We start from the raw sequence: 26,313 nt of genomic DNA on the forward strand, positions 1-26,313 counted from the left end.
CATGAATCACCTTGAAGCACGCGCCGGGCATCCGGGGGCCGCGAACCCGGAGGTATCGGTCATCATCCCCGTGTACAACGAGGAAGACGGCCTGGCCGCGCTGTTCGCGCGGCTCTACCCGGCACTCGACGCACTCGGCACGTCGTACGAAGTGATCCTGATCAACGACGGCAGCCGCGACCGCTCGGCCGCGATGCTGGCGGACCAGTTCCACGTGCGCCCCGACACGACGCGTGTCGTGCTGCTCAACGGCAACTACGGCCAGCACATGGCGATCCTCGCCGGCTTCGCGCAGTCGCGCGGCGAGATCGTCATCACGCTCGACGCCGACCTGCAGAACCCGCCCGAGGAAATCGGCAAGCTGATCGCGAAGATGCGCGAAGGCTACGACTACGTCGGCTCGATCCGCAAGCAGCGTCAGGACAGCCTGTGGCGCCGCAAGGCGTCGCAGATGATGAACCGGCTGCGCGAGCGCATCACCCGGATCAAGATGACCGACCAGGGCTGCATGCTGCGCGCGTACAGCCGCCGCATCATCGACACGATCAACGTGTGCGGCGAAGTCAACACGTTCATCCCCGCGCTGGCCTACACGTTCGCGCAGAAACCGACCGAAATCGAGGTCGCGCACGAGGAACGCTTCGCGGGCGAGTCGAAGTACTCGCTGTACAGCCTGATCCGGCTGAACTTCGACCTCGTGACGGGCTTCTCGGTCGTGCCGCTGCAGTGGCTGTCGTTCATCGGCGTGATCCTGTCGCTCGGCTCCGCCGCGCTGTTCGTGCTGCTGCTCGTGCGCCGCTTCATCGTCGGCGCGGAAGTGCAAGGCGTGTTCACGCTGTTCGCGATCACGTTCTTCCTGCTCGGCGTGATCATCTTCGCGCTCGGCCTGCTCGGCGAATACGTCGGCCGCATCTACCAGCAGGTGCGTGCACGGCCGCGCTACCTGATCCAGGCCGTGCTCGAACAGCACGACGGCATGCCGGCGGTGCCGGCCCCCGCGAGCCGGACGGAGACGTCGCAATGAAGCCGCGCGCCGTCGTCTTCGCGTATCACAACGTCGGCGTGCGCTGCCTGCAGGTGCTGCTGGCACGCGGCGTCGACGTCGCGCTCGTCGTCACGCACGAGGACAACCCGAACGAGAACATCTGGTTCGGCAGCGTCGCATCGGTGGCCGCCGAGCACGGGATCCCGGTCGTCACGCCGGCCGACCCCGCCGATCCGGCACTGCGCCGCGCGGTATCCGACGCGCGGCCCGAGTTCATCTTCTCGTTCTACTACCGCCACATGCTGCCGGTGGACCTGCTCGCGATCGCGCCGCGCGGCGCGTACAACATGCATGGTTCGCTGCTGCCGAAATACCGGGGTCGGGTTCCGACCAACTGGGCCGTGCTGAACGGCGAAACGGAAACCGGCGCGACGCTGCACGAGATGGCCGCGAAGCCCGATGCGGGCGCGATCATCGGCCAGACCGCCGTGCCGATCCTGCCGGACGACACGGCCGCGCAGGTGTTCGACAAGGTGACGGTCGCCGCCGAGCAGACGCTCTGGCGCGTGCTGCCCGCGCTGCTCGCGGGCGAGGCGCCGCACCTGCCGAACGATCTCGCGAACGGCAGCTACTACGGCGGGCGCAAGCCGGAGGACGGCCGCGTCGACTGGTCGAAGCCGGCCGCGCAGGTCTACAACCTGGTACGCGCGGTCGCGCCCCCGTATCCGGGCGCGTTCACCGACGTCGCCGGCACGCGTTTCGTGATCGCCCGCGCGCGCCTCGCGGCGCCCGGCAGCGCCGCCGCCGTGGCCGCAGCGGATTTGCCGCCCGGCCTGCACGTAAGCGATAATGCGCTATTCGGCGTCTGCGGCGACAGCCGCGCCCTATCCATTCTCGAGCTGTGGCAGCAGCGCGACGGCAGCGAAACCGTCGTGACGCCCGCGGAATTCGCGCAGTTCATTCATTCTTCCCGTCATTCATGAAAGCAAAAAAAGTCCTGATCCTGGGTGTGAACGGCTTCATCGGCCATCACCTGTCGAAGCGCATTCTTGAAACCACCGATTGGGAAGTGTTCGGCATGGACATGCAGACCGATCGGCTGGGCGACCTCGTCAACCACGAGCGGATGCACTTCTTCGAAGGCGACATCACGATCAACAAGGAGTGGGTCGAGTATCACGTGAAGAAGTGCGACGTGATCCTGCCGCTCGTCGCGATCGCGACGCCCGCGACCTACGTCCAGCAGCCGCTGCGCGTGTTCGAGCTCGACTTCGAGGCGAACCTGCCGATCGTGCGTTCGGCCGTCAAGTACGGCAAGCACCTCGTGTTCCCGTCGACCTCCGAGGTCTACGGCATGTGCTCGGACGAGCAGTTCGACCCGGATGCATCGGCGCTCACCTACGGCCCGATCAACAAGCCGCGCTGGATCTACGCCTGCTCGAAGCAGCTGATGGACCGCGTGATCTGGGGCTACGGGATGGAAGGCCTGAACTTCACGCTGTTCCGTCCGTTCAACTGGATCGGCCCGGGCCTCGACTCGATCTACACGCCGAAGGAAGGCAGCTCGCGCGTCGTCACGCAGTTCCTCGGCCACATCGTGCGCGGCGAGAACATCAGCCTCGTCGACGGCGGCTCGCAGAAGCGCGCGTTCACCGACATCGACGACGGCATCAGCGCGCTGATGAAGATCATCGACAACAAGAACGGCGTCGCGTCGGGCAAGATCTACAACATCGGGAATCCGAAGAATAATTTCTCGGTTCGCGAACTCGCGCACAAGATGCTCGAACTGGCCGCCGAATACCCGGAATACGCCGGCTCCGCGAAGCAGGTGCAACTCGTCGAAACGACGTCGGGCGCCTACTACGGCAATGGCTACCAGGACGTGCAGAACCGCGTGCCGAAGATCGACAACACGATGCAGGAGCTCGCCTGGGCGCCGCAATCGACGTTCGACGACGCGCTGCGCAAGATCTTCGAAGCGTATCGCGGCCATGTCGCCGATGCGCGCGCGCTGGTCGAGCAGCAGAACTGACGGGACGCTCGCTTGGCTCGTATCGTCCTCAAGATCGACGTCGACACGCTGCGCGGCACGCGCGAAGGCGTGCCGAACCTCGCGCGCATCTTCGACCGCTTCAGCGCGCGCGCGACCTTCCTCTTCAGCCTCGGGCCCGATCACACGGGCTGGGCGCTGCGGCGCGTGTTCCGCCCCGGCTTCCTGAAGAAGGTGTCGCGCACGTCGGTGGTCGAGCACTACGGCGTGAAGCAGCTGATGTACGGCGTGCTGCTGCCGGGCCCCGACATCGGCCGCCGCGCGATCGCCGACATGCGCGCGATCCACGAGGCCGGCTTCGAATGCGGGATCCATACGTGGGATCACGTGTACTGGCAGGACAACGTGCGCGTGCGCGATCGCGACTGGACCGCGCGTGAAATGCAGAAGAGCCACGCGCGCTTCGTCGACGTCTTCGGCGCGCCGCCCGCAACGCACGGCGCGGCCGGCTGGCAGATGAACGACGCGGCGTTCGAGCAGATCGACGCGTGGGGGATGCGCTACGCATCCGACGGTCGCGGCCATTCGCCGTACCTGCCCGTGGTCGGCGGCCGCACGCTGTCGCACGTGCAGATGCCGACCACGCTGCCGACCCTCGACGAAGTGCTCGGCATCGACGGCATCGACACGCACAACGTCGCCGCGCACATCCTGAAGTTCACGGAAACCAATCCGCACGACCAGGTGTTCACGCTGCATGCGGAACTGGAAGGCCAGAAGCTCGCGCCGGTATTCGAGCAGCTGCTCGCCGGCTGGCGCGCACAGGGCCATACGTTTGCGACGATGGGCGACTACCACGCGACGCTGGACCGCGACTCGCTGCCATCGTACCCTGTCACGTGGGGCGAGATTCCCGGCCGCTCCGGCGAGCTGATCGTCCAGCCCGACTGAGTTCGCGCGCGCCCGCGCCGCCTGCCCTTGCGGCGTGCCGCCGCGACGCCCCGCCGAACCGCGCCGCCCGAGCGGCGCCTTTCCATAACAACAGGAGAAACACGTGTCCGTCGAAGTTGACCGTCAAGTTCCCGATTTCACCGCACCGGCGACGGGCGGCGACATTTCGCTGTCCGACCTCAAGGGCAAGAAGCTCGTCCTGTATTTCTATCCGAAGGACAACACGCCGGGCTGCACCACCGAAGGCCTGCAGTTCCGCGATCTCTATCCGAAGTTCAAGAAGGCCGGCGCCGAAGTGATCGGCGTGTCGCGCGACAGCCTGCGCTCGCATGACAATTTCAAGGCGAAGCTCGAACTGCCGTTCCCGCTGATTTCCGATGCCGACGAAGCGCTGTGCGCGCTGTTCGATGTCATCAAGATGAAGAAAATGTATGGCAAGGAAGTGCGCGGAATCGAGCGTTCGACGTTCCTGATCGACGCCGACGGTGTGCTTCGCCAGGCATGGCGCGGCATCAAGGTACCCGGTCACGTGGACGACGTGCTAAGTGCTGTACAAGCGCTTTGAGGCGCGTTATATTGGGCCGCAATGAATGCCAGTTCGCTCCATATTTCTCGTAGCTGCGCCGGTGCCCGTTGCGATGCTTTCCGGCACCTGACGCGCATCACGACGGTATCAGCCAGCCGCATGTCCCGGTCCACGGGGCAGCGGCTTTTTTTATGGACTGCGCGCCGGCTCTCGGTCCGGCCCCTCACCCCGTCAAGGAGCTGATCGACACTTAGGCGAACCGGCTAGACGAATTTCCTGTGCGCCACCGCGCGCAAACTGCATGCACCTTCCACGTCACGCAGGATGCGATCAGCGGCGCACGCCATGCGACACGATTCCTCCCGAGGGACACCATGCCTTTGCCTACTGCCCCCAGCAAGCTCGGCAGCCTGCTGCCGCCCGATGAATACAAGGCGAAAGCGCGGCCCGCGAAAGCCGCGAAGAAATCCGCCGAAGGGGACGCCTCCACAGCCGGAGAATATGGCCCGGCCAGCGTGGCCCAACCGATGACCGAAGCCGCGAACACGGCCGCGCCGCTGCGCGCCGTCGCGGCGTCGACGCAAGAAGCCGCTGGCACGCCCGCCCGTGGTCGCAAGACCAGACAGACGGCCGCGCTGCTGCAGCCGATGCCGGCACCGGTCGAACCGGCGGCCCCCGCCGCCCCTGCCGCGCCGGTCGTCGCACGCAACGACAAGCCCGCGGCCGGCAAGCCGACCACCGCGAGCGCACGCGATGCCGGCGCCGCGACGAAGTCGCGCAGCCGCAAGCCGGCCGAAGCCGAATTGCAGAAGCTGTTCGTGCTCGACACGAACGTGCTGATGCACGACCCGAGCAGCCTCTTCCGCTTCGAGGAACACGACGTCTATCTGCCGATGATGACGCTCGAGGAACTCGACAACCACAAGAAGGGGATGTCCGAAGTCGCGCGCAACGCGCGCCAGGTGAGCCGCACGCTCGACGCGCTGGTCGCCGACGGCGGCCCGATCTCCGACGGCATTCCGCTGTCGCGTCTCGGCAGCCGCGAGGCGCTCGGCCGCCTCTACTTCCAGACCAGGCTCGCGGACATCGCGCCGGTCGAAGGCCTGCCCGCAGGCAAGGCCGACAACCAGATCCTCGGCGTCGTGCGCGCGCTGCAGCGCGACCGGCCGGACCGCCAGGTCGTGCTGGTGTCGAAAGACATCAACATGCGCATCAAGGCGCATGCGCTCGGCCTGCCCGCGGAAGACTACTTCAACGACCAGGTCCTCGAGGACAAGGATCTCCTCTATAGCGGCGTGCGCGAATTGCCGCAGGACTTCTGGACGAAACACGCGAAGGGGATGGAGAGCTGGCAGGACACGAAGACGGGCACCACGTACTATCGCGTGACGGGCCCGCTCTGCGGGTCGATGCTCGTCAACGAGTTCGTCTATCTCGAGCCGCAGAACGGCGAGCCGACGTTCCACGCGATCGTGCGCGAGCTGAACGGCAAGACGGCGCTGCTGCAGACGCTGCGCGACTACAGCCATCACAAGAACAACGTGTGGGGCATCACCGCGCGCAACCGCGAGCAGAACTTCGCGCTGAACCTGCTGATGAACCCCGAGATCGACTTCGTCACGCTGCTCGGCCAGGCCGGCACCGGCAAGACGCTCGTCGCGCTCGCGGCCGGCCTCGCGCAGGTGCTCGACGACAAGCGCTACAACGAGATCATCGTGACGCGCGCGACCGTGCCCGTCGGCGAGGACATCGGTTTCCTGCCCGGCACCGAGGAAGAGAAGATGCAGCCGTGGATGGGTGCATTCGACGACAACCTCGAAGTGCTGCAGAAAACCGACGACGCAGCCGGCGAATGGGGCCGTGCGGCGACGCAGGAGCTGATCCGTTCGCGCCTGAAGGTGAAGAGCATGAACTTCATGCGCGGCCGCACGTTCGTCGACAAGTACCTGATCATCGACGAAGCGCAGAACCTGACGCCGAAACAGATGAAGACGCTCGTGACGCGCGCGGGCCCGGGCACGAAAATCGTGTGCCTCGGCAACATCGCGCAGATCGACACGCCTTACCTGACCGAAGGCAGCTCGGGCCTGACCTACGTCGTCGACCGCTTCAAGGGCTGGGGCCACAGCGGCCACGTGACGCTCGCGCGCGGCGAACGCTCGCGGCTCGCCGACTACGCGTCGGACATCCTGTAACGCGATACGCCGGCTGCCGCCGGCCTCCGACGCCACGCGGCGCTCCGGTTTCCGGAGCGCCGTTTTCATTTTTGGGGTCTGAAACGTTGGTCATGCTGCGTTACGCAACCACCTCACTTACACGCGAAACTTCAAGTAAATTCTCAGGAATGGTTGCCTAAGCCCCGCCGGAACGTCTACCATCGGGTCTGTCTGTTGTCATACGATTCGCGAGCGCGCTGCGCTCGTCCGCCTTGTCATGCTTCGAATCTGGGTTCCCGTCGCCGTCGTTTCACTGCTCGCGGCCTGCTCCAGCGTGCCGCCGCAGTCGGCCTCGCGCACCTCCGGCATGAAGATCACGACGCCGCGCGCCTTCCCGGCACCCGCCAATTTCCCGAAATTCGTCGACCACAGCGTCGGCCAGGAAGAGATCTCGATCCAGGCGATGAGCCTCGTCGGCGTGCCGTACCGCTGGGGCGGCAACACGCCGACGAGCGGCTTCGACTGCAGCGGCCTGGTGCGTTACGTGATCGGCCGCGCGGCCGACGTGGACCTGCCGCGCACGACCGCCGACATGAGCAGCCGCGGCGTGTCGATCGACCCCGACCAGGTCGCGCCGGGCGACCTGATCTTCTTCAATACGACCGGACGCCCGCATTCGCACGTCGGCATCTATGTCGGCAAGCTGCGTTTCGTCAACGCGCCGTCGACCGGTGGCACCGTGCGGCTCGACTACCTGACGAACCCGTACTGGGCCAAGCGCTTCGACGGCATTCGCCGCGTCGCGCCGCCGCGCGGTGCGCCCGGGCCGTTCGATGCGCCGACCTACGAGGCTCGGCGCGATGCGCCGGCGGCGGCGCCTGTCGTCGCGGCAGCCGCGTCGCGGCGGCCTGCCTCTGCGTATGCCGCGTCTCAGGCGGGCGTCGCGCCGTCACCCGCGGCGGTCACGCAAGCCGCTCCGGTCGTCTCGACCGCGGCGGTTGCCCCGACGGCCGCGGCAACCGCCCCCGCCGCCGATCCGTACGAACCGCCGCCGCGCGTGCTGACCGCGCAGCAGCAGGCAACGTCCGTGAATGGCGACATGACCGCTACGACGGCGAATCCGGGGCCGGCCGGCCCCACCGAGACCGGCACGCAGATTCCGACCACCGCGCTGACGGCCGCCCAGGCTGCCGCGTTCGACGCGGAACCGCCGCCCGCGGCCGCCGCGCCGTCGCTGCGCGACACCGAGCCCGTGCAGGTGTTGCGCGCTTCGACGCAATCCGCGCCGGTCAGCCCGCGCACCGCCACCGCCGACGATCCGATCGCCCGCTTCGCGAACGGCAGTTACTGATCCGGCGCATCCCCGGCGGTGGCCCCGCCGTGCGCCGCCCCTTTCCCGACCGCGCAAAGAAAATGCGCCGCAACCTTTCGGTGTGCGGCGCATTGCGCGTGTCGACCCGACAGCGTCGATATCAGAAGATCTGGTGCCCGAGCCACCATCCGCCGGCCGCGAACAGCGCGGCCGCCGGCAGCGTCAGCACCCACGCCCAGACGATGTTGCCGGCGACGCCCCAGCGGACGGCCGACAGCTTCTGCGTGGCGCCGACGCCGACGATCGCACCGGTGATCGTGTGCGTGGTCGACACCGGAATGCCGAGGAACGACGCGATGAACAGCGTGATCGCCCCGCCGCTTTCGGCACAGAATCCGCCGACCGGCTTGAGCTTCGTGATCTTCTGGCCCATCGTGCGCACGATGCGCCAGCCGCCGAACAGCGTGCCGAGCCCCATCGACAGGTAGCACGCGCCGATCACCCACGCGGGCGGCGCATCGGACGTCGCCGACGCATAGCCCGACGCGATCAGCAGCATCCAGATGATGCCGATCGTCTTCTGTGCGTCGTTGCCGCCGTGGCCCAGGCTGTACAGGCCGGCCGACAGCAGCTGGAGCCGCCGGAAGCGCCGGTCGACCTTGCTGGGCGCGGTGCGGAAATACAGCCACGACACGCCGAGCATGAACAGCGAGCCGAGGATGAAGCCGAGCAGCGGCGAAATGAAGATGAACGCAATCGTCTTCAGCAGACCGTCGATGTTCAGCGAGCTCCAGCCCGACTTCGCGAGCGCCGCGCCGACGAGGCCGCCGATCAGCGCGTGCGACGAGCTCGACGGAATCCCGTAGTACCACGTGATCACGTTCCAGCCGATCGCACCGACCAGCGCGCCGAACACGACATAGTGGTCGACGATCTCGGGATCGATCGTGCCTTTACCGACAGTCTGGGCGACTTTCAGGTGAAAGATGAAATACGCGATGACGTTGAACGCGGCCGCGAACACCACGGCTTGCTGGGGCTTCAGCACCCCGGTCGACACGACGGTGGCGATCGAGTTCGCCGCGTCGTGGAAGCCGTTCATGAAGTCGAATACGAGCGCGACGAGCACCAGCGTCGCGACCATCCATAGGGCGAGTTGTATCGAATGCATCGTGGTCCGCTCAGGCGTTTTCCAGCACGATGCCTTCGATGATGTTCGCGACGTCCTCGCACTTGTCGGTGATCTCTTCGAGCAGTTCGTAGATCGCCTTCAGCTTGATGAGCGTCTTCACGTCGTCTTCCTCGCGGAACAGCTTCGACATCGCCGCGCGCAGCACGCGATCGGCCTCCGACTCCCAGCGGTCGATCTCCTCGCACTGCTTGAGGATCTGTGCCGACTGCTTCATGTCGGACAGCAACCCGACGGCCTGCTGCACGTGCTGCGCCGACTGCGTGACGATGTGCGCGAGCTGGCTCGCCTCGGACGTGACGGACTGCACGTCGTACAGCGACACGGCCGTCGCGACGTCTTCCATCAGGTCGAGGATGTCGTCCATCGTCGTGATCAGCTTGTGGATCTCGTCGCGATCGAGCGGCGTGATGAAGGTCTTGTGCAGCAGATCGATCGCTTCATGCGTCAGCTTGTCAGCGGCCTTCTCGGCGGTCTGCACGTTTTGCTTGTGAATCTCGGCGTCGGCGAGATTGTCGATCAGCAGTTCGAGCTCGCGGCCACCGGAAACGATGTGCTTCGCGTGCGCGTTGAAGAGTTCAAAGAACTTGCCCTCGGTGGGCATGAATCGACCGAACATGGGATTCCTGAGAGATTGTCAAACGACTGTCACGAAAACGGGCGATATTGTACCGTTTTCGGTTGCGCCGCGACGCGCGCATATGCGCGCGCCGGGATTGGATACAACGCTTGGCGAAATAAGGGTTTACAACCGGCGTAGAAGTGTTACTCGCCGTAGAAGTTCTGCGCCCCCGCAAAGTTGTCGAACTTCGTGTATTGACCCAGAAACGTGAGCCGAACGGGCCCGATCGGGCCGTTACGCTGCTTGCCGATGATGATTTCGGCCGTGCCCTTGTCCGGGCTGTCCGGGTTGTAGACCTCGTCACGGTAGATGAACAGGATCACGTCCGCATCCTGTTCGATTGCGCCCGATTCACGCAAATCCGACATCACCGGACGCTTGTTCGGACGCTGCTCCAGCCCGCGGTTCAGCTGCGACAGCGCGATCACCGGCACGTCCAGCTCCTTTGCCAGGCTCTTCAGCGATCGCGAGATTTCGGAAATTTCGGTCGCACGGTTCTCGCCCTGCGACGAACCCGACATCAGCTGCAGGTAGTCGACGATGATCAGGCCGAGCTTGCCGCACTGACGTGCGAGACGCCGCGCGCGCGAGCGCAATTCCATCGGGTTCAGGCCGCCCGTCTCGTCGATGAAGAGCTGCGCCTCGCTCATCTTCTGCACCGCGTGCGTCAACTTCGGCCAGTCCTCGTCCGTCAGGCGGCCGGTACGCATCCGGTGCTGGTCGAGCCGCCCGATCGAGCCGAGCATACGCATCACGAGCTGGGTGCCCGGCATTTCCATCGAGAACACCGCGACCGGCAGCCCGTACTCGACAGCGACGTATTCGCCGATGTTCATGGAAAAGGCCGTTTTTCCCATTGACGGTCTTCCGGCAACGATGATCAGTTCGCCGCCGTGCATCCCGGACGTCATCCGGTCGAGGTCGACGAAGCCCGTCGGCGTGCCCGTGACGTCACTCGGGTTCGCGGTGTGATACAGCGTGTCGATGCGCTCGACGACCTGCGTGAGCAGCGGCCCGATCTCGAGGAAGCCCTGGTTGCCGCGCGCGCCCTCTTCGGCGATCGAGAACACCTTCGACTCGGCCTCGTCGAGCAGCTGGCGAACTTCCTTGCCCTGCGGATTGAACGCGTCGGCCGAGATTTCGTCGGCGACCGACACGAGCCGGCGCAGCACCGCGCGGTCGCGCACGATTTCCGCGTAGCGGCGAATGTTCGCGGCGCTCGGCGTGTTCTGCGCGAGGGCGTTCAGGTACGCGAGGCCGCCGACGTCGTCGGCCTTGCCGGACGTGGTCAGCGCTTCGTACACGGTCACGACGTCGGCCGGGCGCGTCGACGCGATCAGCCGGCCGATGTGCTCGTAGATGATCCGGTGGTCGTAGCGATAGAAGTCGCCCTGCGACAGGAAATCGGCAATCCGGTCCCATGCCGCGTTGTCGAGCAACAGGCCGCCGAGTACCGACTGCTCGGCTTCGACCGAATGCGGCGGGACTTTCAGCGATTCGATTTGAGGATCTTGCGGCGCGTTCATGGGTTGGGATTATCGCGAATAGATCGCAGCAGCGCTACCGCTCCGGCGATCGGGCAATAAAAAAGGCAGGCCCCGGTTGCCCGGGCGCCTGCCCTTGTCCGGACGGCGGAAGCCGCCCGGAAAGCTTGCATACGCTTACGCGTGGTCGCCGATCACGTTGATCGTGACGTCGACGACGACGTCCGTGTGCAGCGCGATCTGAACGACGTGCTCGCCGATCATCTTCAGCGGGCCTTCCGGCATGCGAACTTGCAGCTTCTCGACTTCGAAACCTGCCTTCTTCAGCAGTTCCGCGACGTCGCCGTTCGTGACCGAGCCGAACAGACGGCCGTCGACGCCCGACTTCTGCGTGATTTCGAACGACTGGCCGTTCAGCTTCTCGCCGACTGCCTGCGATGCTGCCAGCTTTTCAGCAGCGATCTTTTCGAGTTCAGCGCGGCGAACTTCGAATTCGGCGATCGCTTCCTTCGTTGCACGGCGAGCCTTGCGGTTCGGGATCAGGAAGTTGCGAGCGTAACCGTCCTTGACCTTGACGATATCGCCCAGGTTGCCCAGATTGGCGACTTTTTCCAACAGAATGATTTGCATTCGAATTCTCCTTATGGCGTCGCCGAGTTACGCCTTGTGCTGATCGGTGTACGGCAGCAGCGCGAGGAAACGCGCACGCTTGATTGCCGTGTCGAGCTGACGCTGATAGTGCGCCTTCGTACCCGTCAGACGCGCCGGCGTGATCTTGCCGTTTTCGCCGATGAAGTCCTTCAGCGTTTCCGTGTCCTTGTAGTCGATCTGCTCGACGCCGGCAGCCGTGAAACGGCAGAACTTCTTGCGCTTGAAGAGCGGGTTTTGTTGCTGACGACGCTTGTCGAATTTCTTACCAGTCGGGCGGGCCATGATTTCAGTCCTTTCCTATGTCCTGCAATGCAGTGATGTGAAACACCAAGGTTCTCGCGTTGCGGCTCTTCTTTGCCAGGAAGCCCGTGAACAGCGTTTCGACGCCCATTTCACGACGCTCCAGCTTGCCGCTCGCCTCACCGGCCGCCACCGCCTCGATCGTCATTTCGACCTGACGGGGAATGCCTGCTTCGACGACTTCCGTGCGGTGATGCAACGTGGCGCTTGCGATCGGAACACCCGCCGGCGTATATCGCACCGGTGCGCGTTCGACGACGCTCGCCGTCAATTGCAACCTGTTCACGTGAGTGACGCGCTCCTTGATGGCTTAATGAGTGACGAACTTAAGCCTGCGCTTCGGTCGGCTGAGCTGCAGCCGCCTTCTTGGCTTCTTCGCGCTGAACTTCCTTCATCATCGGCGACGGGCCGGTCTCGGCCTTCTTCATCTTGACGATGAGGTGGCGCAGCACGGCGTCGTTGAACTTGAACGCGTGTTCGAGTTCGTCGAGCGTCGTCTGGTCGCACTCGATGTTCATGCAGACGTAGTGAGCCTTCGCGAGTTTCTCGATCATGTAGGCCAGCTGGCGACGGCCCCAGTCTTCGACACGGTGGATCTGGCCGCCGTGCGTCGTGATCGTGGTCTTGTAACGCTCGATCATCGCGGGCACTTGCTCGCTCTGATCGGGGTGCACGATGAATACGATTTCGTAATGACGCATTACACACTCCTTGTGGATTAAAGCCACCCGGGCGTCTGAACCGGTGTGGCAAGTGAGAAGCCGAAGATTCTAACCCGGATACGGGGCGCGTGCAATACCGATCGACGATTTCCGACCGGATTCGGCCATGTTTTCAACGACTTGAATGGCGCCGGCAGCTGAAGCCGCCGTCGGCGCGACCGTTCGGAAATGGGGGCGGAGTGTCGGGCGCGTGCCTGCGGGCCGGCGACGCGGCCCGCCGTCACTCGACGCGCGCCCCGCCCAGCCGCGCGTCGAGCGCCGTCCTGAACGCGGCCAGCGCCGACGGCTCGGCGTCGGTCACGGCCCACCACGTCATCCCGGCCGCCTCCCAGCGGTCGAGCGCGTAGCCCTGCGACACGGTCGCGTACGGCGCGGCCTCCCGCCCGACGCCTGCCGGCTGCACGTACACGTCGATCACGTGCTGCCGGTATCGGTACACGAGCACCGCGACGCGGCGCCGCCCGACGTAGTCGAGCCGGCCGCCCGCGAGCGGGAAGCCGCTCGCCGACAGGTCCTCGACCGGCGGCGCATAGTCGAGCCGGCCGTTGAACCAAGGCTTGACCGTATGCCGGTCGGTCGAGATCACGTCGATGTCGCGCGCCGACAGGCCGGCGCGCACGTGGCTCGCGACCAGTTCGTCGACCGTCTGGTCGGTTGCGGCGTGGCGGGCGGACAGCGCCATCCCGGCCGCCGCCGCGAGCGCGACCAGCAGCGCGACGCCCCAGCCGAGCCCGGGCAGCGCGGCGACGCCCGCCCCCGGTCCGGCCGACGCCGGGCGAGCCGCTGCGCCGCGCCCGCCCAGCCACGCGAACCAGCGGCGACCGGTCGGCCGAGGCTGGGCCCGCGGCCGCGCCGCCGCGTCGTCCGGCGCCGGTTCCACGCGGGCCTGGCCGTGCGCTTTCGCGCCGGCCGCCGCCGGCAGCGCCGCGAGGATGCTCGCGCGCAGCGCCTCCGGCGCGCGGTGATAATCGGCCTGCCGCACGACGCGCCCGAGCGCGACGATCCGCTCGCGTTCGCGGCGGCACGCGTCGCAGCCTTCGACATGCCGCTGGACGCGCAACGCATCGGGCGCCGACAGCTCGCGGTCGACGTCCGCGTCCAGCAATGCGCGCGCTTCGTTACAGTCCATCGATCGCCTCCGATGCGGTTCCGCTTGCCGACGCACGTCCCGGCGCGGGTTCGGGTGCCGGCGCCTGCGTGCCGGCCAGCAGCGCGGCGAGCCGACGCCGGCCGCGCGCGAGTCGCGACATCACGGTGCCGACCGGTACGTCGGCGATCGCCGCGATCTCGCGATAGCTCAGATCCTCCATCTCGCGCAGCACCAGCACCTCGCGGTATTCGGGCGGCAGCTTCGCGAGCGCCGCGTTCACCAGCCGAACGTTCTCGCCGCGCAACAGGTGCGTGAGCGGATCCTCCGTCGCCGGCTGCCAGTCGTCCGGCACCTCCGTGTCGTCGAGCGTGTCGGGCAGCGCGACCTCGTGCGCGTGGGCGCGGCGGCGCCACTCGGTGTACCAGGTGTGGCGCACGATCGTCAGCAGCCACGGCCGCGCGTTGTCGCCGCGGCACGAGTCGACGAAACGCAGCGCGCGCATGCACGCGTCCTGGACGACATCGTCCGCGTCGCCCGCATTGCCGCTCAGCCAGCGCGCGAGGTTGTACGCGGCGTCGAGATGCGGCAGCACGAGCACGCGAAACCGTTCGCCGCGCGCGACCGCGTCGTCCTCCGCCCGTTCGTCGACCGCCTGTCCGGCTTGCCCCACATGACCTCCCTGGTCCCGGCGGCCGAAGCCGCGCCCGTTCCGCGTCCGGTGCCCGGACAGACCGGCAGCGGGCGCTCTCGATGACCTTACCGCCGCTGCGTCGAGTTTATTCCCGCACGAAGCCGATGATGCGCAAAAAAATGCCGGAAACCGCCGCGCCCGTTACGGCGTGCTGTTCCAGTAGCCGGGGCGCGCATACGCTTCGCGCAGGTAGTCGATGAAGTAGCGCACGCGCGCGGGCACGTAGCGCTGCTGCGGATAGACCGCGAGGATGTCGTAGTCCGGCAGCGCGAATTCGTCGAGCACGGTTTCGAGTTCGCCCGTTTCGAGCTGCGCGGCGATTTCCCAGGTCGAGCGCCAGCCGAGCCCGAGGCTTTCCGCGACCCAGCGATGCAGCAGCTCGCCGTCGTTGCAGTCGAGATTGCCGGCCACCCGCATCGTCACGATCTTGCCGTGGCGCTCGAAATACCAGCCGCGGTTCTGGCCGCCCTGCAGGTTGAACGCGAGACAGTTGTGCTTCAGCAGGTCGTCGAGCGACTTCGGCCGGCCGTGCTTGCGGAAATACGCGGGCGTGCCGCACACGACGCGCCGGTTCGACGCGAGCTTCACCGCGACGAAATTCGGATCGACCGAGCCGCCGATCCGGATCGACAGGTCGTAGCCTTCGCGCACGAGATCCACGACGCGGTCGGTCAGGTTGAACGACAGCTGCATTTCCGGCTTGTCGACGAGGAAACCGGGAGCGTGCGGCGCGACGTGCTTGCGGCCGAACGCGGCCGGCGCGGACACGATCAGGTGCCCGCTGACCGCGCGCCGGCCGGCGGCCAGCTCGTTCTCGGCCTGGTCCCATTCGGACAGCAGCCCGCGGCAGCGCTCGAGGAACGCGGCGCCCTCCTCGCTGACCACCAGCCGGCGCGTCGAGCGATACATCAGCTTCACGCCGAGGCGCTTCTCGAGCGCGTCGATGCGCCGCCCGAGCACCACCGGCGACACGCCCTCCTCGAGCGCGGCCGCCGCGAGGCTGCCCGCGTCCGCGACCCGCACGAACGTCTCGATCTGCTTGAAACGATCCATTTCCCGTCTCCGTCCCGGCTCCGACACCGGCGGGAAGCCCCGTCCGGCCGTCATTCCATACTTTTAGTTTCGAAATAAGCGACTTCGGCTGATCTTATCAAACCTTTCTTGCGTCCCTAAAGTGTTCCCAACAGACCGATTCGCAAGATCCAACTATCCAAGGAGACATTCATGGCCAAGATGAGAGCCGTCGACGCAGCCGTACTCGTGCTCGAGAAGGAAGGCATCCAGACCGCGTTCGGCGTGCCGGGCGCAGCAATCAACCCGTTCTATTCCGCGATGCGCAAGTCGGGCGGCATCAGCCACGTGCTGGCGCGCCACGTCGAAGGCGCGTCGCACATGGCCGAAGGCTTCACGCGTGCCGCACCGGGCAACATCGGCGTGTGCATCGGCACGTCGGGCCCCGCCGGCACCGACATGATCACCGGCCTCTACTCCGCGTCGGCCGACTCGATTCCGATCCTCGCGATCACGGGCCAGGCGCCGCGTGCGCGCCTGTACAAGGAAGACTTCCAGGCCGTCGACATCGAGTCGATCGCGAAGCCCGTCACCAAGTGGGCCGTCACCGTGCGCGAGCCGGCGCTCGTGCCACGCGTGTTCCAGCAGGCGTTCCACCTGATGCGCTCGGGCCGTCCGGGCCCGGTGCTGGTCGACCTGCCGATCGACGTGCAGCTCGCCGAAATCGAGTTCGACATCGACACGTACGAACCGCTGCCGGTCTACAAGCCCGCGGCGACCCGCGCGCAGATCGAGAAGGCGCTCGCGATGCTCAACGACGCGGACAAGCCGCTGATCGTGTCGGGCGGCGGCGTGCTCAACGCAGCGGCCGAAGACCTGCTCGTGCAATTCGCCGAAACGATCGGCGTGCCGGTGATCCCGACGCTGATGTCGTGGGGCGCGATTCCGGACGACCACCCGCTGATGGCCGGCATGGTCGGCCTGCAGACGTCGCATCGCTACGGCAACGCGACGATGCTCGCGTCCGACTTCGTGCTCGGCATCGGCAACCGCTGGGCGAACCGCCACACGGGCAGCGTCGAGGTCTACACGAAGGGCCGCAAGTTCGTGCACGTCGACATCGAACCGACGCAGATCGGCCGCGTGTTCGGCCCGGATCTCGGCATCGTGTCCGACGCGAAGGCCGCACTCGAGCTGTTCGTCGCGGTCGCGCAGGAATGGAAGGCAGCCGGCAAGCTGAAGGACCGCAGCGCGTGGGTGTCCGAGTGCCAGGAACGCAAGCGGACGCTGCAGCGCAAGACCCATTTCGACAACGTGCCGGTCAAGCCGCAGCGCGTGTACGAAGAGATGAACAAGGTGTTCGGCCGCGATACCTGCTACGTCAGCACGATCGGCCTGTCGCAGATCGCCGCCGCGCAGTTCCTGCACGTGTTCAAGGCACGCAACTGGATCAACTGCGGCCAGGCCGGCCCGCTCGGCTGGACGATCCCCGCCGCGCTCGGCGTGCGTGCGGCCGACCCGCGCCGTCCGATCGTCGCGCTGTCGGGCGACTACGACTTCCAGTTCATGATCGAGGAACTGGCCGCCGGCGCGCAATTCAAGCTGCCGTACGTGCACGTCGTCGTGAACAACTCGTACCTCGGCCTGATCCGCCAGGCCCAGCGCGCGTTCGACATGGACTACTGCGTGCAGCTCGCGTTCGACAACGTCAACGCACCGGAGCTGAACGGCTATGGCGTCGATCACGTGGCGGTGGCCGAAGGCCTCGGCTGCAAGGCGCTGCGCGTGTTCAAGCCGGAAGAGATCGAGCCGGCGCTGCGCCAGGCGCAAACGCTCGCGGAAGAATTCAGCGTGCCGGTGGTCGTCGAAGTGATCCTCGAGCGCGTGACGAACATCTCGATGGGCACCGAAATCGACGCGATCAACGAATTCGAGGAACTCGCCGAAAAGGCCGAGCACGCACCGACCGCGATCTCGATGCTCGACTGATCCGCACGCCATTTTTTGACTGACCGACCGAAGAGGCTTAGCTCATGCCGAAGTTTGCTGCAAACCTGACCATGCTGTTCAACGAAGTGCCGTTCCTCGACCGCTTCAAGGCGGCCGCGGACGCGGGCTTCGACGCCGTCGAGTTCCTGTTCCCGTACCCGTACGCGAAAGAGGAACTCGCCGAGCGGCTCGAGACGCACCGCCTGCGCCTCGTGCTGCACAACCTGCCGGCCGGCAACTGGGACCAGGGCGAGCGCGGCATCGCGTGCCTGCCCGATCGTGTCGGCGAGTTCCAGGAAGGTGTCGGCCGTGCGATCGAGTACGCGAAGGCGCTCAAGGTGCCGCAACTGAACTGCCTCGTCGGCATCCCGTCGGCGAGCACCGCGCGCGACAAGACCTTCGTCACGATCGTCGACAACCTGCGCTTCGCCGCCGACGCACTGAAGCGCGAAGGCATCCGCCTGCTGGTCGAGCCGTGCAACAGCTTCGACATCCCGGGCTTCGCGCTGAACCGCTCGTCCGAAGGGCTCGACGTGATCCGCGCGGTCGGCTCGGACAACCTGTTCCTGCAGTACGACATCTATCACATGCAGCGCATGGAAGGCGAACTGGCCGCGACGATCGAACGCAACCTCGCCTCGATCGGCCACGTCCAGCTCGCGGACAATCCGGGCCGCAACGAGCCGGGCACGGGCGAGATCAACTACGCGTTCCTGTTCGCGCTGCTCGACCGGCTCGGCTATGCCGGCTACGTCGGCTGCGAATACAAGCCCCGCACCACCACGACGGAAGGGCTCGGCTGGCTGCAAAGCGTCGCCGGCTGCGCACCGGGCTCGGCGCGTCGCGCCGCCTGAGATCCGCTCTTCCCGTTTTCAGCCCTATAGGAGACTTTCACATGGCAACCATCGGTTTCATCGGCCTCGGCATCATGGGCGCGCACATGGCGCGCAACCTGCTCAAGGGCGATCATCAGCTCGTCGTGAACGGTGCGTTCCCGATTCCAGACGACCTGCGCGCGAGCGCGAAGGTCGTCGCGAACTCGACCGAAGTCGCGCAGCACGCCGACATCATCATCTCGATGGTGCCGGACACGCCCGACGTGCGTAACGTGCTGTTCGCGGACGACGGCGTCGCGAAGGGCCTGAGCGCCGGCAAGCTCGTGATCGACATGAGCTCGATCTCGCCGCTCGACACGCAGGAATTCGCGAAGCAGATCAACGCGCTCGGCTGCGACTACCTCGACGCGCCGGTGTCCGGCGGCGAAGTCGGCGCGCGCGAAGCGACGCTGACGATCATGGTCGGCGGCCCGGAGAAGGCGTTCGAACGCGCGAAGCCGCTGTTCGAGAAGATGGGCAAGAACATCACGCTCGTCGGCGAGAACGGCGCGGGCCAGACCTGCAAGGTCGCGAACCAGATCATCGTCGCGCTGAACATCGAGGCGGTCGGCGAAGCGCTGCTGTTCGCCGCACGCTCGGGCGCCGATCCGGAGCGCGTGCGCCAGGCGCTGATGGGCGGCTTCGCCGCCTCGCGCATCCTCGAAGTACACGGCGCGCGCATGACCAAGCGCACGTTCGATCCGGGCTTCCGCATCGAGCTGCACCAGAAGGACCTGAACCTCGCGCTCGACGGCGCACGCAAGCTCGGCCTCGCGCTGCCGCACACGGCGAGCGCGCAGCAGCTGTTCAGCGTGTGCGCCTCGCACGGCGGCAAGGCATGGGATCACTCGGCACTCGTGCGTGCGCTCGAGATCATGTCGAACTTCGAGATCGGCCAGACGCCGGCCGCGTAACGCGGACGCAACGGCGCGCGTTTCGCTGCAACGGCGGAACGCGCGCGACGAATACACGCGATCCGGTCACGGCCGGTCGCATCGATGCGCGACGATGCGCGCATCACGGTGGGGCGCCCCGCCGCGTATCGCCGAAACGCGTGCGCGACGGGGCGAAAAACGCCGCTCTGGGCTGAGAGCGGCGTGGTGGGGTCCGCAGCGGCACCCGGCGGCGCCGGGGAAGCCTTGGTCGGTCAGACGTCGTCGTCGGGTGTCCGCCTGTCGGATTTCGCGTATTACATTTCTTTACGTTCAAGCGCGCGATTTTTCATGCAATCGTCGCGCTGAACGCCTACACTTTCGCCACGCCTTTCGAGAAAACCGCCGCGCTTGGCGCTCGCTCCGGTGAGCGCGCCCAGCGCGGTGTTTTTTTCGCCACTTCACGGCGCGTTTTCTTTTCAACCACCTAGGGAGTGCAGCGATGGGTCTTCTTTCGTTTATCAAAGAGGCGGGTGAAAAACTGCTGGGTCACGCCGATGCGCAAGCAGCGGAAGATCCGAATGCCGCGAACCAGACCGCGGCCGACGCGATCAAGAACTACATCGGCACGCAAGGTCTCGACACGTCGAACCTGAGCGTCGCGTTCGACGGCGCGTCGCGCACCGTCACGCTGTCGGGCAGCGTCGCCGATCTCGACACGAAGGCGAAGGTCAAGGTCGCGGCCGGCAACGTGCAAGGCGTCGCGGGCGTCAACGACGACGACCTGCAGCCGGACGATCAGGAAGTTCAGTACCACGACGTGAAGCCGGGCGACACGCTGTCGGCGATCGCGAAGGAAGTGTACGGCGACGCGAACAAGTACCCGGCGATCTTCGAGGCGAACAAGCCGATGCTGTCGAGCCCGGACCGGATCTATCCGGGCCAGAAGCTCGTGATTCCGCCGCAGTCCTGAGCATTCGCGCGGCACTGACGCAAAAAAGGCAGGCCAACGGCCTGCCCGGACTGCTGACGAACCCCACGTTTTTCGGAGCGTGGGGTTTCGTCTTTCTGGAATCGATCGGCGGCCAGCGGTCACAGCGTGTCGAATGCGCGTTGCAGCGCGTCGCGCTCGTGAATCCCGTTCGCGAGCGCGAGCATCAGCAGCACGCGTGCCTTGAACGGGCTCAGCGACCCGGCGCTCACGAAACCGAGCGCGTCGTCGTTCGCAGCACCGTTGCGCATCACGTGCCCCGAGCCGACGCGCGACGCACGCACCACGGCGACGCCCGCCTTCACCGCATCGGCGAGCGCCGCCTGCAGCGTCGCATGGATCGACCCGTTGCCGGTGCCCGCGACGACGAGGCCGCGCACGCCGGCCGCGACGAGCGCATCGACGGCCGTGCGCGTCACGCCCGCATAGCTCGCGACGACTTCGACCGGCGGCCACGCCGCGGCGATCGCCAGTCGCGCATCGGGCGCGCGCGTCACGCGGCGCGCGAATTCGACGCGGCCGTCCTGCACCCAGCCGAGCGCGCCCAGTTCCGGCGACTGGAACGCATCGACCGCGTAGGTGCTCGTCTTCACGACGTCGCGTGCGCCGTGGATCCGGTTGTTGAACGCGACGAGCACGCCCTGCCCGCGCGCGGCCGGGTGAGCGGCGACGGTCACCGCGTTCAGCAGGTTCAGCGGGCCGTCGGACGACAGCGCGGTGGCCGGCCGCATCGCGGCCGTCAGCACGACCGGCTTGTCGCCGGTCACGACCAGATGCAGCGCGTAGGCGGTTTCCTCGAGCGTGTCGGTGCCGTGGGTGATCACGATGCCGTCGATCGCCGGATCGGCCATCAGCGCGTCGATGCGCGCGGCGAGCGTATTCCACAGCGGCAGCGCGAGATCCTTGCTGTCGATGCTGGCGACCTGCTCGGCATCGATGCGTGCGACCGACGCGAGCGCCGGCACCGCGTCGAGCAGGAAATTGACGCCGAGCGCGCCGGCCTGATAGCCGGCCGTGCTGGCGGCGTCGGGCGCGGCGCCGGCGATCGTGCCGCCGGTGGCGAGTACGGCGATGCGCGGCAGGGCCGGCGCGGACGAAGGGGATGCGGGGTTCGGAGTATTCATGGCCGCGATTGTAATGGCTCGCGGCCGGCATCCGGTAGATACGACCGGCACCGGACGCTGCGCATCATGGTTAGTCCCGATCGCCGCGGGACGCACGCCGTCAACGGCCACGTCGCCCGCCGCGTTATAGGAATGCCGTTTTGGTGTTTTCACATTGATTTGCCATAATCGGAGCGCGCGGCGTGATGTGGCCCTGTTCCCGTTGCGCCGGGCTTCGTGACGGCGTCGATATAAAACGCAATTCACCCCATGGGAGTGTCGAAATGAAAATCCAATCGCTCGTAGCCGCAGTGCTTCTCGGCGGCATGCTGGCTTCCCCCGCTTTCGCGGCGAACAGCCAGCAGGACAAGATGAAGGCCTGTAACACGCAGGCCGCCGGCAAGACGGGCGATGAACGCAAGGCGTTCATGAAGGACTGCCTGTCGGCCAAGCCCGCGAAGAAGATGTCGCAGCAGGAAAAGATGAAGGCGTGCAACACGCAGGCCGCCGACAAGAAGGGCGACGACCGCAAGGCGTTCATGAAGAGCTGCCTGAGCAGCCAGCCGGCCGCCTGAGTTCCGGCGCTCCCGCACGAATGCCGCGCACCGCTTCGGCGGGCGCGGCATTTTTGTTTTCGTTGCACGCGCATCGACGCACGCGATGACGTGGAATGCGTCGCCGCGCCGGCCGGCGGCGCCGTCGCTGCCGTCGTCGCGACCTGCTGCGCCGCCTGCCCGCCCCGCTTCCCCAGCACGCCGTACAAATGCCGCCACATGGTGCGGCAATTCGCCGCGATTTCTTCTATGATGGCTGCAACGCGGCCCACCCAAGTACAAGAAGCGCCATCGGGCCGCCCTCGAGACGGACGCGCACACCGCGTCAAACGGAGGCATGGATGGCATGGAGACAACACCGCTGGTTCCGCCGCTGGCTGATCGTGATCGTGTTCTGGGCCGTGCCCGTCGCGATCGTCGCCGTGCGCGAGATCCGCGAGGAAATGGCGTACAACAAGGCCGACCTGCAACTCGCGCTGACCACCTGGCAGCTCACCGATGCGCAGCAGGCGGCCGGCGCCGCCGCGAAGTGCCACGGCGATCCTGACGCGGCGCGCGCGGCCGGCTGCCCGGCCGACGTGCTGGCCGCCAACGCGGCACGCCAGCAGGCGGCCCGCGACGAATACGTCGTGCGCCGCAACACGCTCGCCGGTTATCTGTGGCACGCGTTCGTCGGCTACTGGGTCGTGCCGGCCGCGTTCCTGTTCGCGTGCGGGGTCGTGATCGCGCTGATCCGCCGCGCGTTGCGGCGCCCGCCGATCAAGCCGCCGACCCCGCCGGCGCCGCCCGTCACGCACTGACCTGCACCTGCCCGCACCGCCTTTCCGCCGACCCCGGCCGTCGCGCGATGTAGCGACATATCGCCGTGCGCGCGCCGGTCCGTCCGTTGGTGCGCCGCGACACCGCAAACCGATTCGGCGCCTTTTCATGCGCGCACGAAATGGGGTTGTAATCCGTTGTGATATAACTGCCGACGTGATCCGCTCCGTGAGCGAGACTCACTCCGAACGTCATCCGATGGAGAAGAACGATGCAAAAACGGAACCTTGTGCTGAAAGCCGCCGCTGCGCTCGTCGTCGGCAGCCTTGCGCTCACCGGTTGCACCACTACCCCCGACAAGCCCGACAACGCCGCGACCAACGCGTCGAAGCGTCAGGCGATCGATTCGAGCGTCGACGCCACGCTGTCGCGCATGTATTCCACGGTCAAGGGTTCGCGTGAACTCGTCGCGAAGTCGCGCGGCGTGCTCGTGTTCCCGGACGTGCTGCAGGCCGGCTTCATCGTCGGCGGCCAGTCGGGCAACGGCGCGCTGCGCGTCGGCGGCAGCACGGTCGGCTACTACAACACGTCGTCGCTGTCGGTCGGCCTGCAGGCCGGTGCGCAGTCGAAGGCGATCGTGTTCCTGTTCATGACGCAGGAAGCGCTCGACGAATTCCGCGGCTCGGACGGCTGGGCAGCCGGCGCCGGCGCATCCGTCGCGCTCGTGAAGATGGGCGCGAACGGCGCGGTCGACTCCAACACGGCCACCGCGCCGGTCCAGGTCATCGTGCTGACCAACGCCGGCCTGATGGGCGACGTGTCGATCAACGGCACGAAGGTCACGAAGCTGAAGATCTGACGCCGCGGCGTCCTCGTCCGTGCGCACCGCGCGCGGGCGATGTGCAAACGGCGATGTCCTCGCGGACATCGCCGTTCTTTTATCCGCACCCGCCGCGCGTCAGGTCGTCGAATCGATCACCTTGAAGCGCGAGCGCTTTTGCGCACGAATCAGCGACTGGTACACGTCGACGTACTGCTGCGCCATCCGCCGCGACGTGAAGCGCTCCTCGAAGCGCCGCCGCACGCGCGTGCGCGGCAGCAGGTGCAGCCGGTTCACGGCGGCCACCGCGCTGATCTCGTCCTCGACGATGAAGCCCGACACGCCCTCGTCCACCACCTCCGGCACCGCGCCGCGATTGAACGCGATCACCGGCGTGCCGCACGACATCGCCTCGATCATCACCAGCCCGAACGGCTCCGGCCAGTCGATCGGAAACAGCAGCGCATGCGCGCCCGACAGGAATTCTGCCTTCTCGTGGTCGGCGATCTCGCCGATGTATTCGACGTGCGGCAGCGCGAACAGCGGCTTGATCTCCCGTTCGAAGTACTCCTGGTCCGCCGCGTCGATCTTCGCGGCGATCCTGATCGGCAGCCCGCACTGGTGCGCGATGCGGATCGCGGTGTCGACCCGCTTCTCCGGCGAGATGCGGCCGAGGAACGCGAGATAGCGCGGCTCGACGGGTTGCGGCAGGTACAGCGTGTCGGGCAGCCCGTGGTACACGGTCGTCTGCCATTTCGCCTGCGGCAGCGGCTGGCGCTGCGAATTCGAGATCGAGATCACCGGCGCGGTGTTGAACGTGTCGAACACCGGCTGCTGCTCGGGCAGGTCGAGCCGGCCGTGCAGCGTCGTCACGAACGGCGTGTCCTGCCGGTTGAAGACCGAAAACGAGTAGTAGTCCATGTGGAAATGGAGCACGTCGAAGTCCTTCGCGCGGCGCGCGACCGTCTCCATCAGCAGCATGTGCGGTGCGACGCGGTCGCGGATCGACGCATCGAGCCGCAGCGCGCGCGGCCATACCGGTTCGAGCCTGGCCCGGGTCGTCGAATCGCCGCTGGCGAACAGCGTCACGTCATGGCCGAGGTCGACGAGCGCCTCGGTGATGTAGGACACGACGCGCTCCGTGCCGCCGTACAGCTTTGGCGGCACGGATTCGGTCAGCGGGGCGATCTGGGCAATTCTCATGGTCCACGTCTCCTGTGTCCTCGGTCGGCCGGCACGGGGGCTGGCGCACAATCCCCTCCGTGCAGCACACGGCCGGCATCGCGCCGGCCGGATATCTCATTATTATTCGCGATCCCGATGCCCGGAAAGCACCGGGCTTTCATTTTATGGGTGTTGTTACAGACAGGATACATTCGCGCCGCAGGCCGCCGGTCCTGCATCGGCGCCGCGGGCCCGACGGCGGGCTGCCGGCGGCATGCCGCCGACGCGGCCGCGCGCGCACCGCGTTGCCCGTCAGCGCGACGGCCACTTCCACGGCGGCAGGTCGCGCGTGTCCGCATCGACGAGGACGGTCGCGCCGAGCTGCTTGTCGAGCACCAGCGACTCGCAGCCGGCCTCGCGTTCGAGCGTCGCGATGAGCCGCGCCGCGTGCGACACGACCAGCACCTGCGAATGCTGCGCAGCCTGCGCGATCAGGCGGCCGAGCGCCGGCAGCAGATCGGGGTGCAGGCTCGTCTCCGGTTCGTTCAGCACCATCAGCGCGGGCGGCCGCGGCGTCAGCAGCGCGGCCGCGAGCAGCAGGTAGCGCAGCGTGCCGTCCGACAGTTCGGCGGCCGACAGCGGCCGCAGCAGCCCCGGCTGGCGCATCAGCACGTCGAAGCGGCCGCGCCCGCCCGGATTGTCGATGTCGATCGATGCGCCGGGGAACGCGTCGTCGACCGCCGCGTCGAGCGCGGCGGCATCCCCGATTTCGCGGATCGTCTGCAGCGCGGCGGCCAGGTCGGCGCCGTCGTCCGCCAGCACCGGCGTGTGGGTGCCGATCTGCGACTGCCGGGCCGGCGCCTGCGCATCGGTCCGGAAATGATCGTAGAAGCGCCACGACCGGATCCGCTCGCGCACCGCGATCATCTCCGGCGCGCCGACCGGATCGGCGAACTCGGTCATCATGCTGTCGAAGCTCGCGACCGGCTGCGGCACCGTGTGCCAGTCGCCCGACCCGCTGCGCGCGCGAATCTGCGCGCCCTGGCGGTCGACCAGCAGCGTCGACGGCCGCAGCAGCGCGCCGCCCCAGATGCATTCGCGCTTCACGACCGGATCGAGACGAAACATCGACGCATCGTTCTTCACCGGCAGGCCGAGATCGATCGCGTAACCGAAATCGTCGCCGGCGAAGCCGAGCTTGAGGCTCACGGGTCCGTTGCGCACCGTGCCGGTCACCGGCGTGTCGCCGCTCAGCATCGCGCGCGAAAAGCGCTCGGGGCCGGCCCACAGCGTCGACGGCAGCCCGCCTTCGCGCGCGAGCGACGGAATCACGCGGCCCTGCGCGGTGTCGGCAAGCAGCCGCAGCGCACGGTACACGCTCGACTTGCCGCTGCCGTTCGGCCCGGTGACGACGGTGAGCGCCGCGAGCGGCACGATCAGCTCGCGCAGCGAGCGGTAGTTGGCGATGGCAAGCGTCTTCAGCGCGGTCATGGAGGTGATGGC

Annotated in this window: 27 protein-coding genes and 1 pseudogene; 14 read left to right on the forward strand and 14 right to left on the reverse strand. The window is 66.8% G+C overall.

Annotated elements, in window-relative coordinates:
* Position 1 precedes the first annotated feature (1 nt).
* From U4Z64_RS28560 to U4Z64_RS28580, 5 genes are all read left to right on the forward strand, one after another.
* Entirely contained in the window at positions 2-1,024 is a 1,023-nt protein-coding gene (locus tag U4Z64_RS28560; RefSeq protein WP_321821723.1) for a glycosyltransferase, read from the forward strand.
* Positions 1,021-1,968: a formyltransferase gene (locus U4Z64_RS28565; protein WP_321821724.1), complete on the forward strand. Its 948-nt coding sequence runs from the start codon at positions 1,021-1,023 to the stop codon at positions 1,966-1,968. The genes U4Z64_RS28560 and U4Z64_RS28565 overlap by 4 nt, the downstream gene beginning before the upstream one ends.
* Entirely contained in the window at positions 1,965-3,020 is a 1,056-nt protein-coding gene (locus U4Z64_RS28570) for a bifunctional UDP-4-keto-pentose/UDP-xylose synthase (protein WP_124486274.1), read from the forward strand. Before U4Z64_RS28565 ends, U4Z64_RS28570 begins: the two co-directional genes overlap by 4 nt.
* A 12-nt stretch (positions 3,021-3,032) precedes the next feature.
* Positions 3,033-3,929 carry a polysaccharide deacetylase family protein gene (locus tag U4Z64_RS28575; RefSeq protein WP_124486273.1) on the forward strand — a complete coding sequence of 299 codons (897 nt, stop codon included), beginning with the start codon at positions 3,033-3,035 and terminating at the stop codon, positions 3,927-3,929.
* A 103-nt stretch (positions 3,930-4,032) separates the two neighbouring features.
* Positions 4,033-4,494, forward strand: coding sequence for a peroxiredoxin (locus U4Z64_RS28580; RefSeq protein WP_006756046.1), 462 nt, complete (start codon positions 4,033-4,035; stop codon positions 4,492-4,494).
* 192 nt (positions 4,495-4,686) lie between these two features.
* On the opposite strand, the pseudogene U4Z64_RS28585 reads toward U4Z64_RS28580, so the two are convergent.
* Positions 4,687-4,880 (reverse strand): annotated as a pseudogene (locus U4Z64_RS28585) (hypothetical protein).
* Between U4Z64_RS28585 and U4Z64_RS28590 the strand changes: the two are divergent.
* Positions 4,830-6,650: a PhoH family protein gene (locus U4Z64_RS28590; RefSeq protein ID WP_044847237.1), complete on the forward strand. Its 1,821-nt coding sequence runs from the start codon at positions 4,830-4,832 to the stop codon at positions 6,648-6,650. The pseudogene U4Z64_RS28585 and the gene U4Z64_RS28590 sit on opposite strands and share 51 nt — an antisense overlap.
* 238 nt (positions 6,651-6,888) lie before the next feature.
* Positions 6,889-7,962, forward strand: a complete 1,074-nt coding sequence (locus U4Z64_RS28595) for a C40 family peptidase (RefSeq protein WP_321821725.1) — start codon at positions 6,889-6,891, stop codon at positions 7,960-7,962.
* Between the two features lie 121 nt (positions 7,963-8,083).
* Here U4Z64_RS28595 and U4Z64_RS28600 read toward each other — a convergent pair whose 3' ends face one another.
* From U4Z64_RS28600 to U4Z64_RS28645, 10 genes are all read right to left on the reverse strand, one after another.
* Positions 8,084-9,094: an inorganic phosphate transporter gene (locus tag U4Z64_RS28600; RefSeq protein ID WP_044847235.1), complete on the reverse strand. Its 1,011-nt coding sequence runs from the start codon at positions 9,092-9,094 to the stop codon at positions 8,084-8,086.
* Between the two features lie 10 nt (positions 9,095-9,104).
* Positions 9,105-9,731 carry a DUF47 domain-containing protein gene (locus U4Z64_RS28605; RefSeq protein ID WP_044847234.1) on the reverse strand — a complete coding sequence of 209 codons (627 nt, stop codon included), beginning with the start codon at positions 9,729-9,731 and terminating at the stop codon, positions 9,105-9,107.
* Between the two features lie 146 nt (positions 9,732-9,877).
* Entirely contained in the window at positions 9,878-11,260 is a 1,383-nt protein-coding gene (locus U4Z64_RS28610) for a replicative DNA helicase (RefSeq protein WP_044847233.1), read from the reverse strand.
* Between the two features lie 135 nt (positions 11,261-11,395).
* Positions 11,396-11,848, reverse strand: a complete 453-nt coding sequence (rplI, locus tag U4Z64_RS28615; RefSeq protein WP_059449913.1) for a 50S ribosomal protein L9 — start codon at positions 11,846-11,848, stop codon at positions 11,396-11,398.
* A 27-nt stretch (positions 11,849-11,875) separates the two neighbouring features.
* Positions 11,876-12,151, reverse strand: a complete 276-nt coding sequence (gene rpsR / locus U4Z64_RS28620) for a 30S ribosomal protein S18 (RefSeq protein ID WP_004193360.1) — start codon at positions 12,149-12,151, stop codon at positions 11,876-11,878.
* 4 nt (positions 12,152-12,155) lie between these two features.
* Complete coding sequence (gene priB, locus U4Z64_RS28625; RefSeq protein WP_031399239.1) at positions 12,156-12,455, reverse strand: primosomal replication protein N; 300 nt, start codon at positions 12,453-12,455, stop codon at positions 12,156-12,158.
* 40 nt (positions 12,456-12,495) lie between these two features.
* A complete protein-coding gene (rpsF, locus tag U4Z64_RS28630; protein ID WP_006755436.1) occupies positions 12,496-12,870 on the reverse strand; it encodes a 30S ribosomal protein S6 in 375 nt (124 codons plus the stop codon).
* Between the two features lie 241 nt (positions 12,871-13,111).
* Positions 13,112-14,020, reverse strand: coding sequence for a zf-HC2 domain-containing protein (locus U4Z64_RS28635; RefSeq protein ID WP_321821726.1), 909 nt, complete (start codon positions 14,018-14,020; stop codon positions 13,112-13,114).
* Entirely contained in the window at positions 14,010-14,651 is a 642-nt protein-coding gene (locus U4Z64_RS28640; protein ID WP_044843634.1) for an RNA polymerase sigma factor, read from the reverse strand. Before U4Z64_RS28640 ends, U4Z64_RS28635 begins: the two co-directional genes overlap by 11 nt.
* A gap of 162 nt (positions 14,652-14,813) precedes the next feature.
* Positions 14,814-15,725, reverse strand: coding sequence for a LysR substrate-binding domain-containing protein (locus U4Z64_RS28645; protein WP_321821727.1), 912 nt, complete (start codon positions 15,723-15,725; stop codon positions 14,814-14,816).
* A gap of 171 nt (positions 15,726-15,896) precedes the next feature.
* Between U4Z64_RS28645 and gcl the strand changes: the two genes are divergently transcribed.
* The 4 genes from gcl (at position 15,897) to lysM (ending at position 20,392) form a co-directional block, all read left to right on the forward strand.
* Positions 15,897-17,672 (forward strand): glyoxylate carboligase, encoded by a 1,776-nt coding sequence (gene gcl, locus U4Z64_RS28650; RefSeq protein ID WP_044843636.1) that lies wholly within the window; start codon positions 15,897-15,899, stop codon positions 17,670-17,672.
* 44 nt (positions 17,673-17,716) lie between these two features.
* Positions 17,717-18,526, forward strand: a complete 810-nt coding sequence (hyi, locus tag U4Z64_RS28655; RefSeq protein WP_011657073.1) for a hydroxypyruvate isomerase — start codon at positions 17,717-17,719, stop codon at positions 18,524-18,526.
* Between the two features lie 41 nt (positions 18,527-18,567).
* Entirely contained in the window at positions 18,568-19,461 is an 894-nt protein-coding gene (locus tag U4Z64_RS28660) for a 2-hydroxy-3-oxopropionate reductase (protein ID WP_124486267.1), read from the forward strand.
* A 460-nt stretch (positions 19,462-19,921) separates the two neighbouring features.
* Entirely contained in the window at positions 19,922-20,392 is a 471-nt protein-coding gene (gene lysM / locus U4Z64_RS28665; RefSeq protein WP_044843639.1) for a peptidoglycan-binding protein LysM, read from the forward strand.
* Between the two features lie 119 nt (positions 20,393-20,511).
* Here lysM and U4Z64_RS28670 read toward each other — a convergent pair whose 3' ends face one another.
* Positions 20,512-21,534 carry an asparaginase gene (locus U4Z64_RS28670; protein WP_321821728.1) on the reverse strand — a complete coding sequence of 341 codons (1,023 nt, stop codon included), beginning with the start codon at positions 21,532-21,534 and terminating at the stop codon, positions 20,512-20,514.
* A gap of 263 nt (positions 21,535-21,797) precedes the next feature.
* Here U4Z64_RS28670 and U4Z64_RS28675 point away from each other — a divergent pair, with 263 nt between their 5' ends.
* The 3 genes from U4Z64_RS28675 to U4Z64_RS28685 all read left to right on the forward strand — a co-directional run bounded on the left by U4Z64_RS28675 (position 21,798) and on the right by U4Z64_RS28685 (position 23,685).
* Positions 21,798-22,088 (forward strand): PsiF family protein, encoded by a 291-nt coding sequence (locus tag U4Z64_RS28675; protein ID WP_044843641.1) that lies wholly within the window; start codon positions 21,798-21,800, stop codon positions 22,086-22,088.
* A 320-nt stretch (positions 22,089-22,408) separates the two neighbouring features.
* Positions 22,409-22,867 carry a hypothetical protein gene (locus U4Z64_RS28680; protein WP_124833182.1) on the forward strand — a complete coding sequence of 153 codons (459 nt, stop codon included), beginning with the start codon at positions 22,409-22,411 and terminating at the stop codon, positions 22,865-22,867.
* A 230-nt stretch (positions 22,868-23,097) separates the two neighbouring features.
* Positions 23,098-23,685, forward strand: a complete 588-nt coding sequence (locus tag U4Z64_RS28685; protein WP_044843643.1) for a YSC84-related protein — start codon at positions 23,098-23,100, stop codon at positions 23,683-23,685.
* Positions 23,686-23,784: 99 nt separating this feature from the next.
* Here U4Z64_RS28685 and U4Z64_RS28690 read toward each other — a convergent pair whose 3' ends face one another.
* A complete protein-coding gene (locus U4Z64_RS28690) occupies positions 23,785-24,849 on the reverse strand; it encodes a glycosyltransferase family 4 protein (protein WP_321821729.1) in 1,065 nt (354 codons plus the stop codon).
* A gap of 273 nt (positions 24,850-25,122) precedes the next feature.
* Complete coding sequence (locus U4Z64_RS28695) at positions 25,123-26,301, reverse strand: AAA family ATPase (protein WP_321821730.1); 1,179 nt, start codon at positions 26,299-26,301, stop codon at positions 25,123-25,125.
* Positions 26,302-26,313: the final 12 nt, after the last annotated feature.

This window comes from Burkholderia sp. BCC1996 (assembly GCF_905339955.1).
GTDB lineage: Bacteria > Pseudomonadota > Gammaproteobacteria > Burkholderiales > Burkholderiaceae > Burkholderia.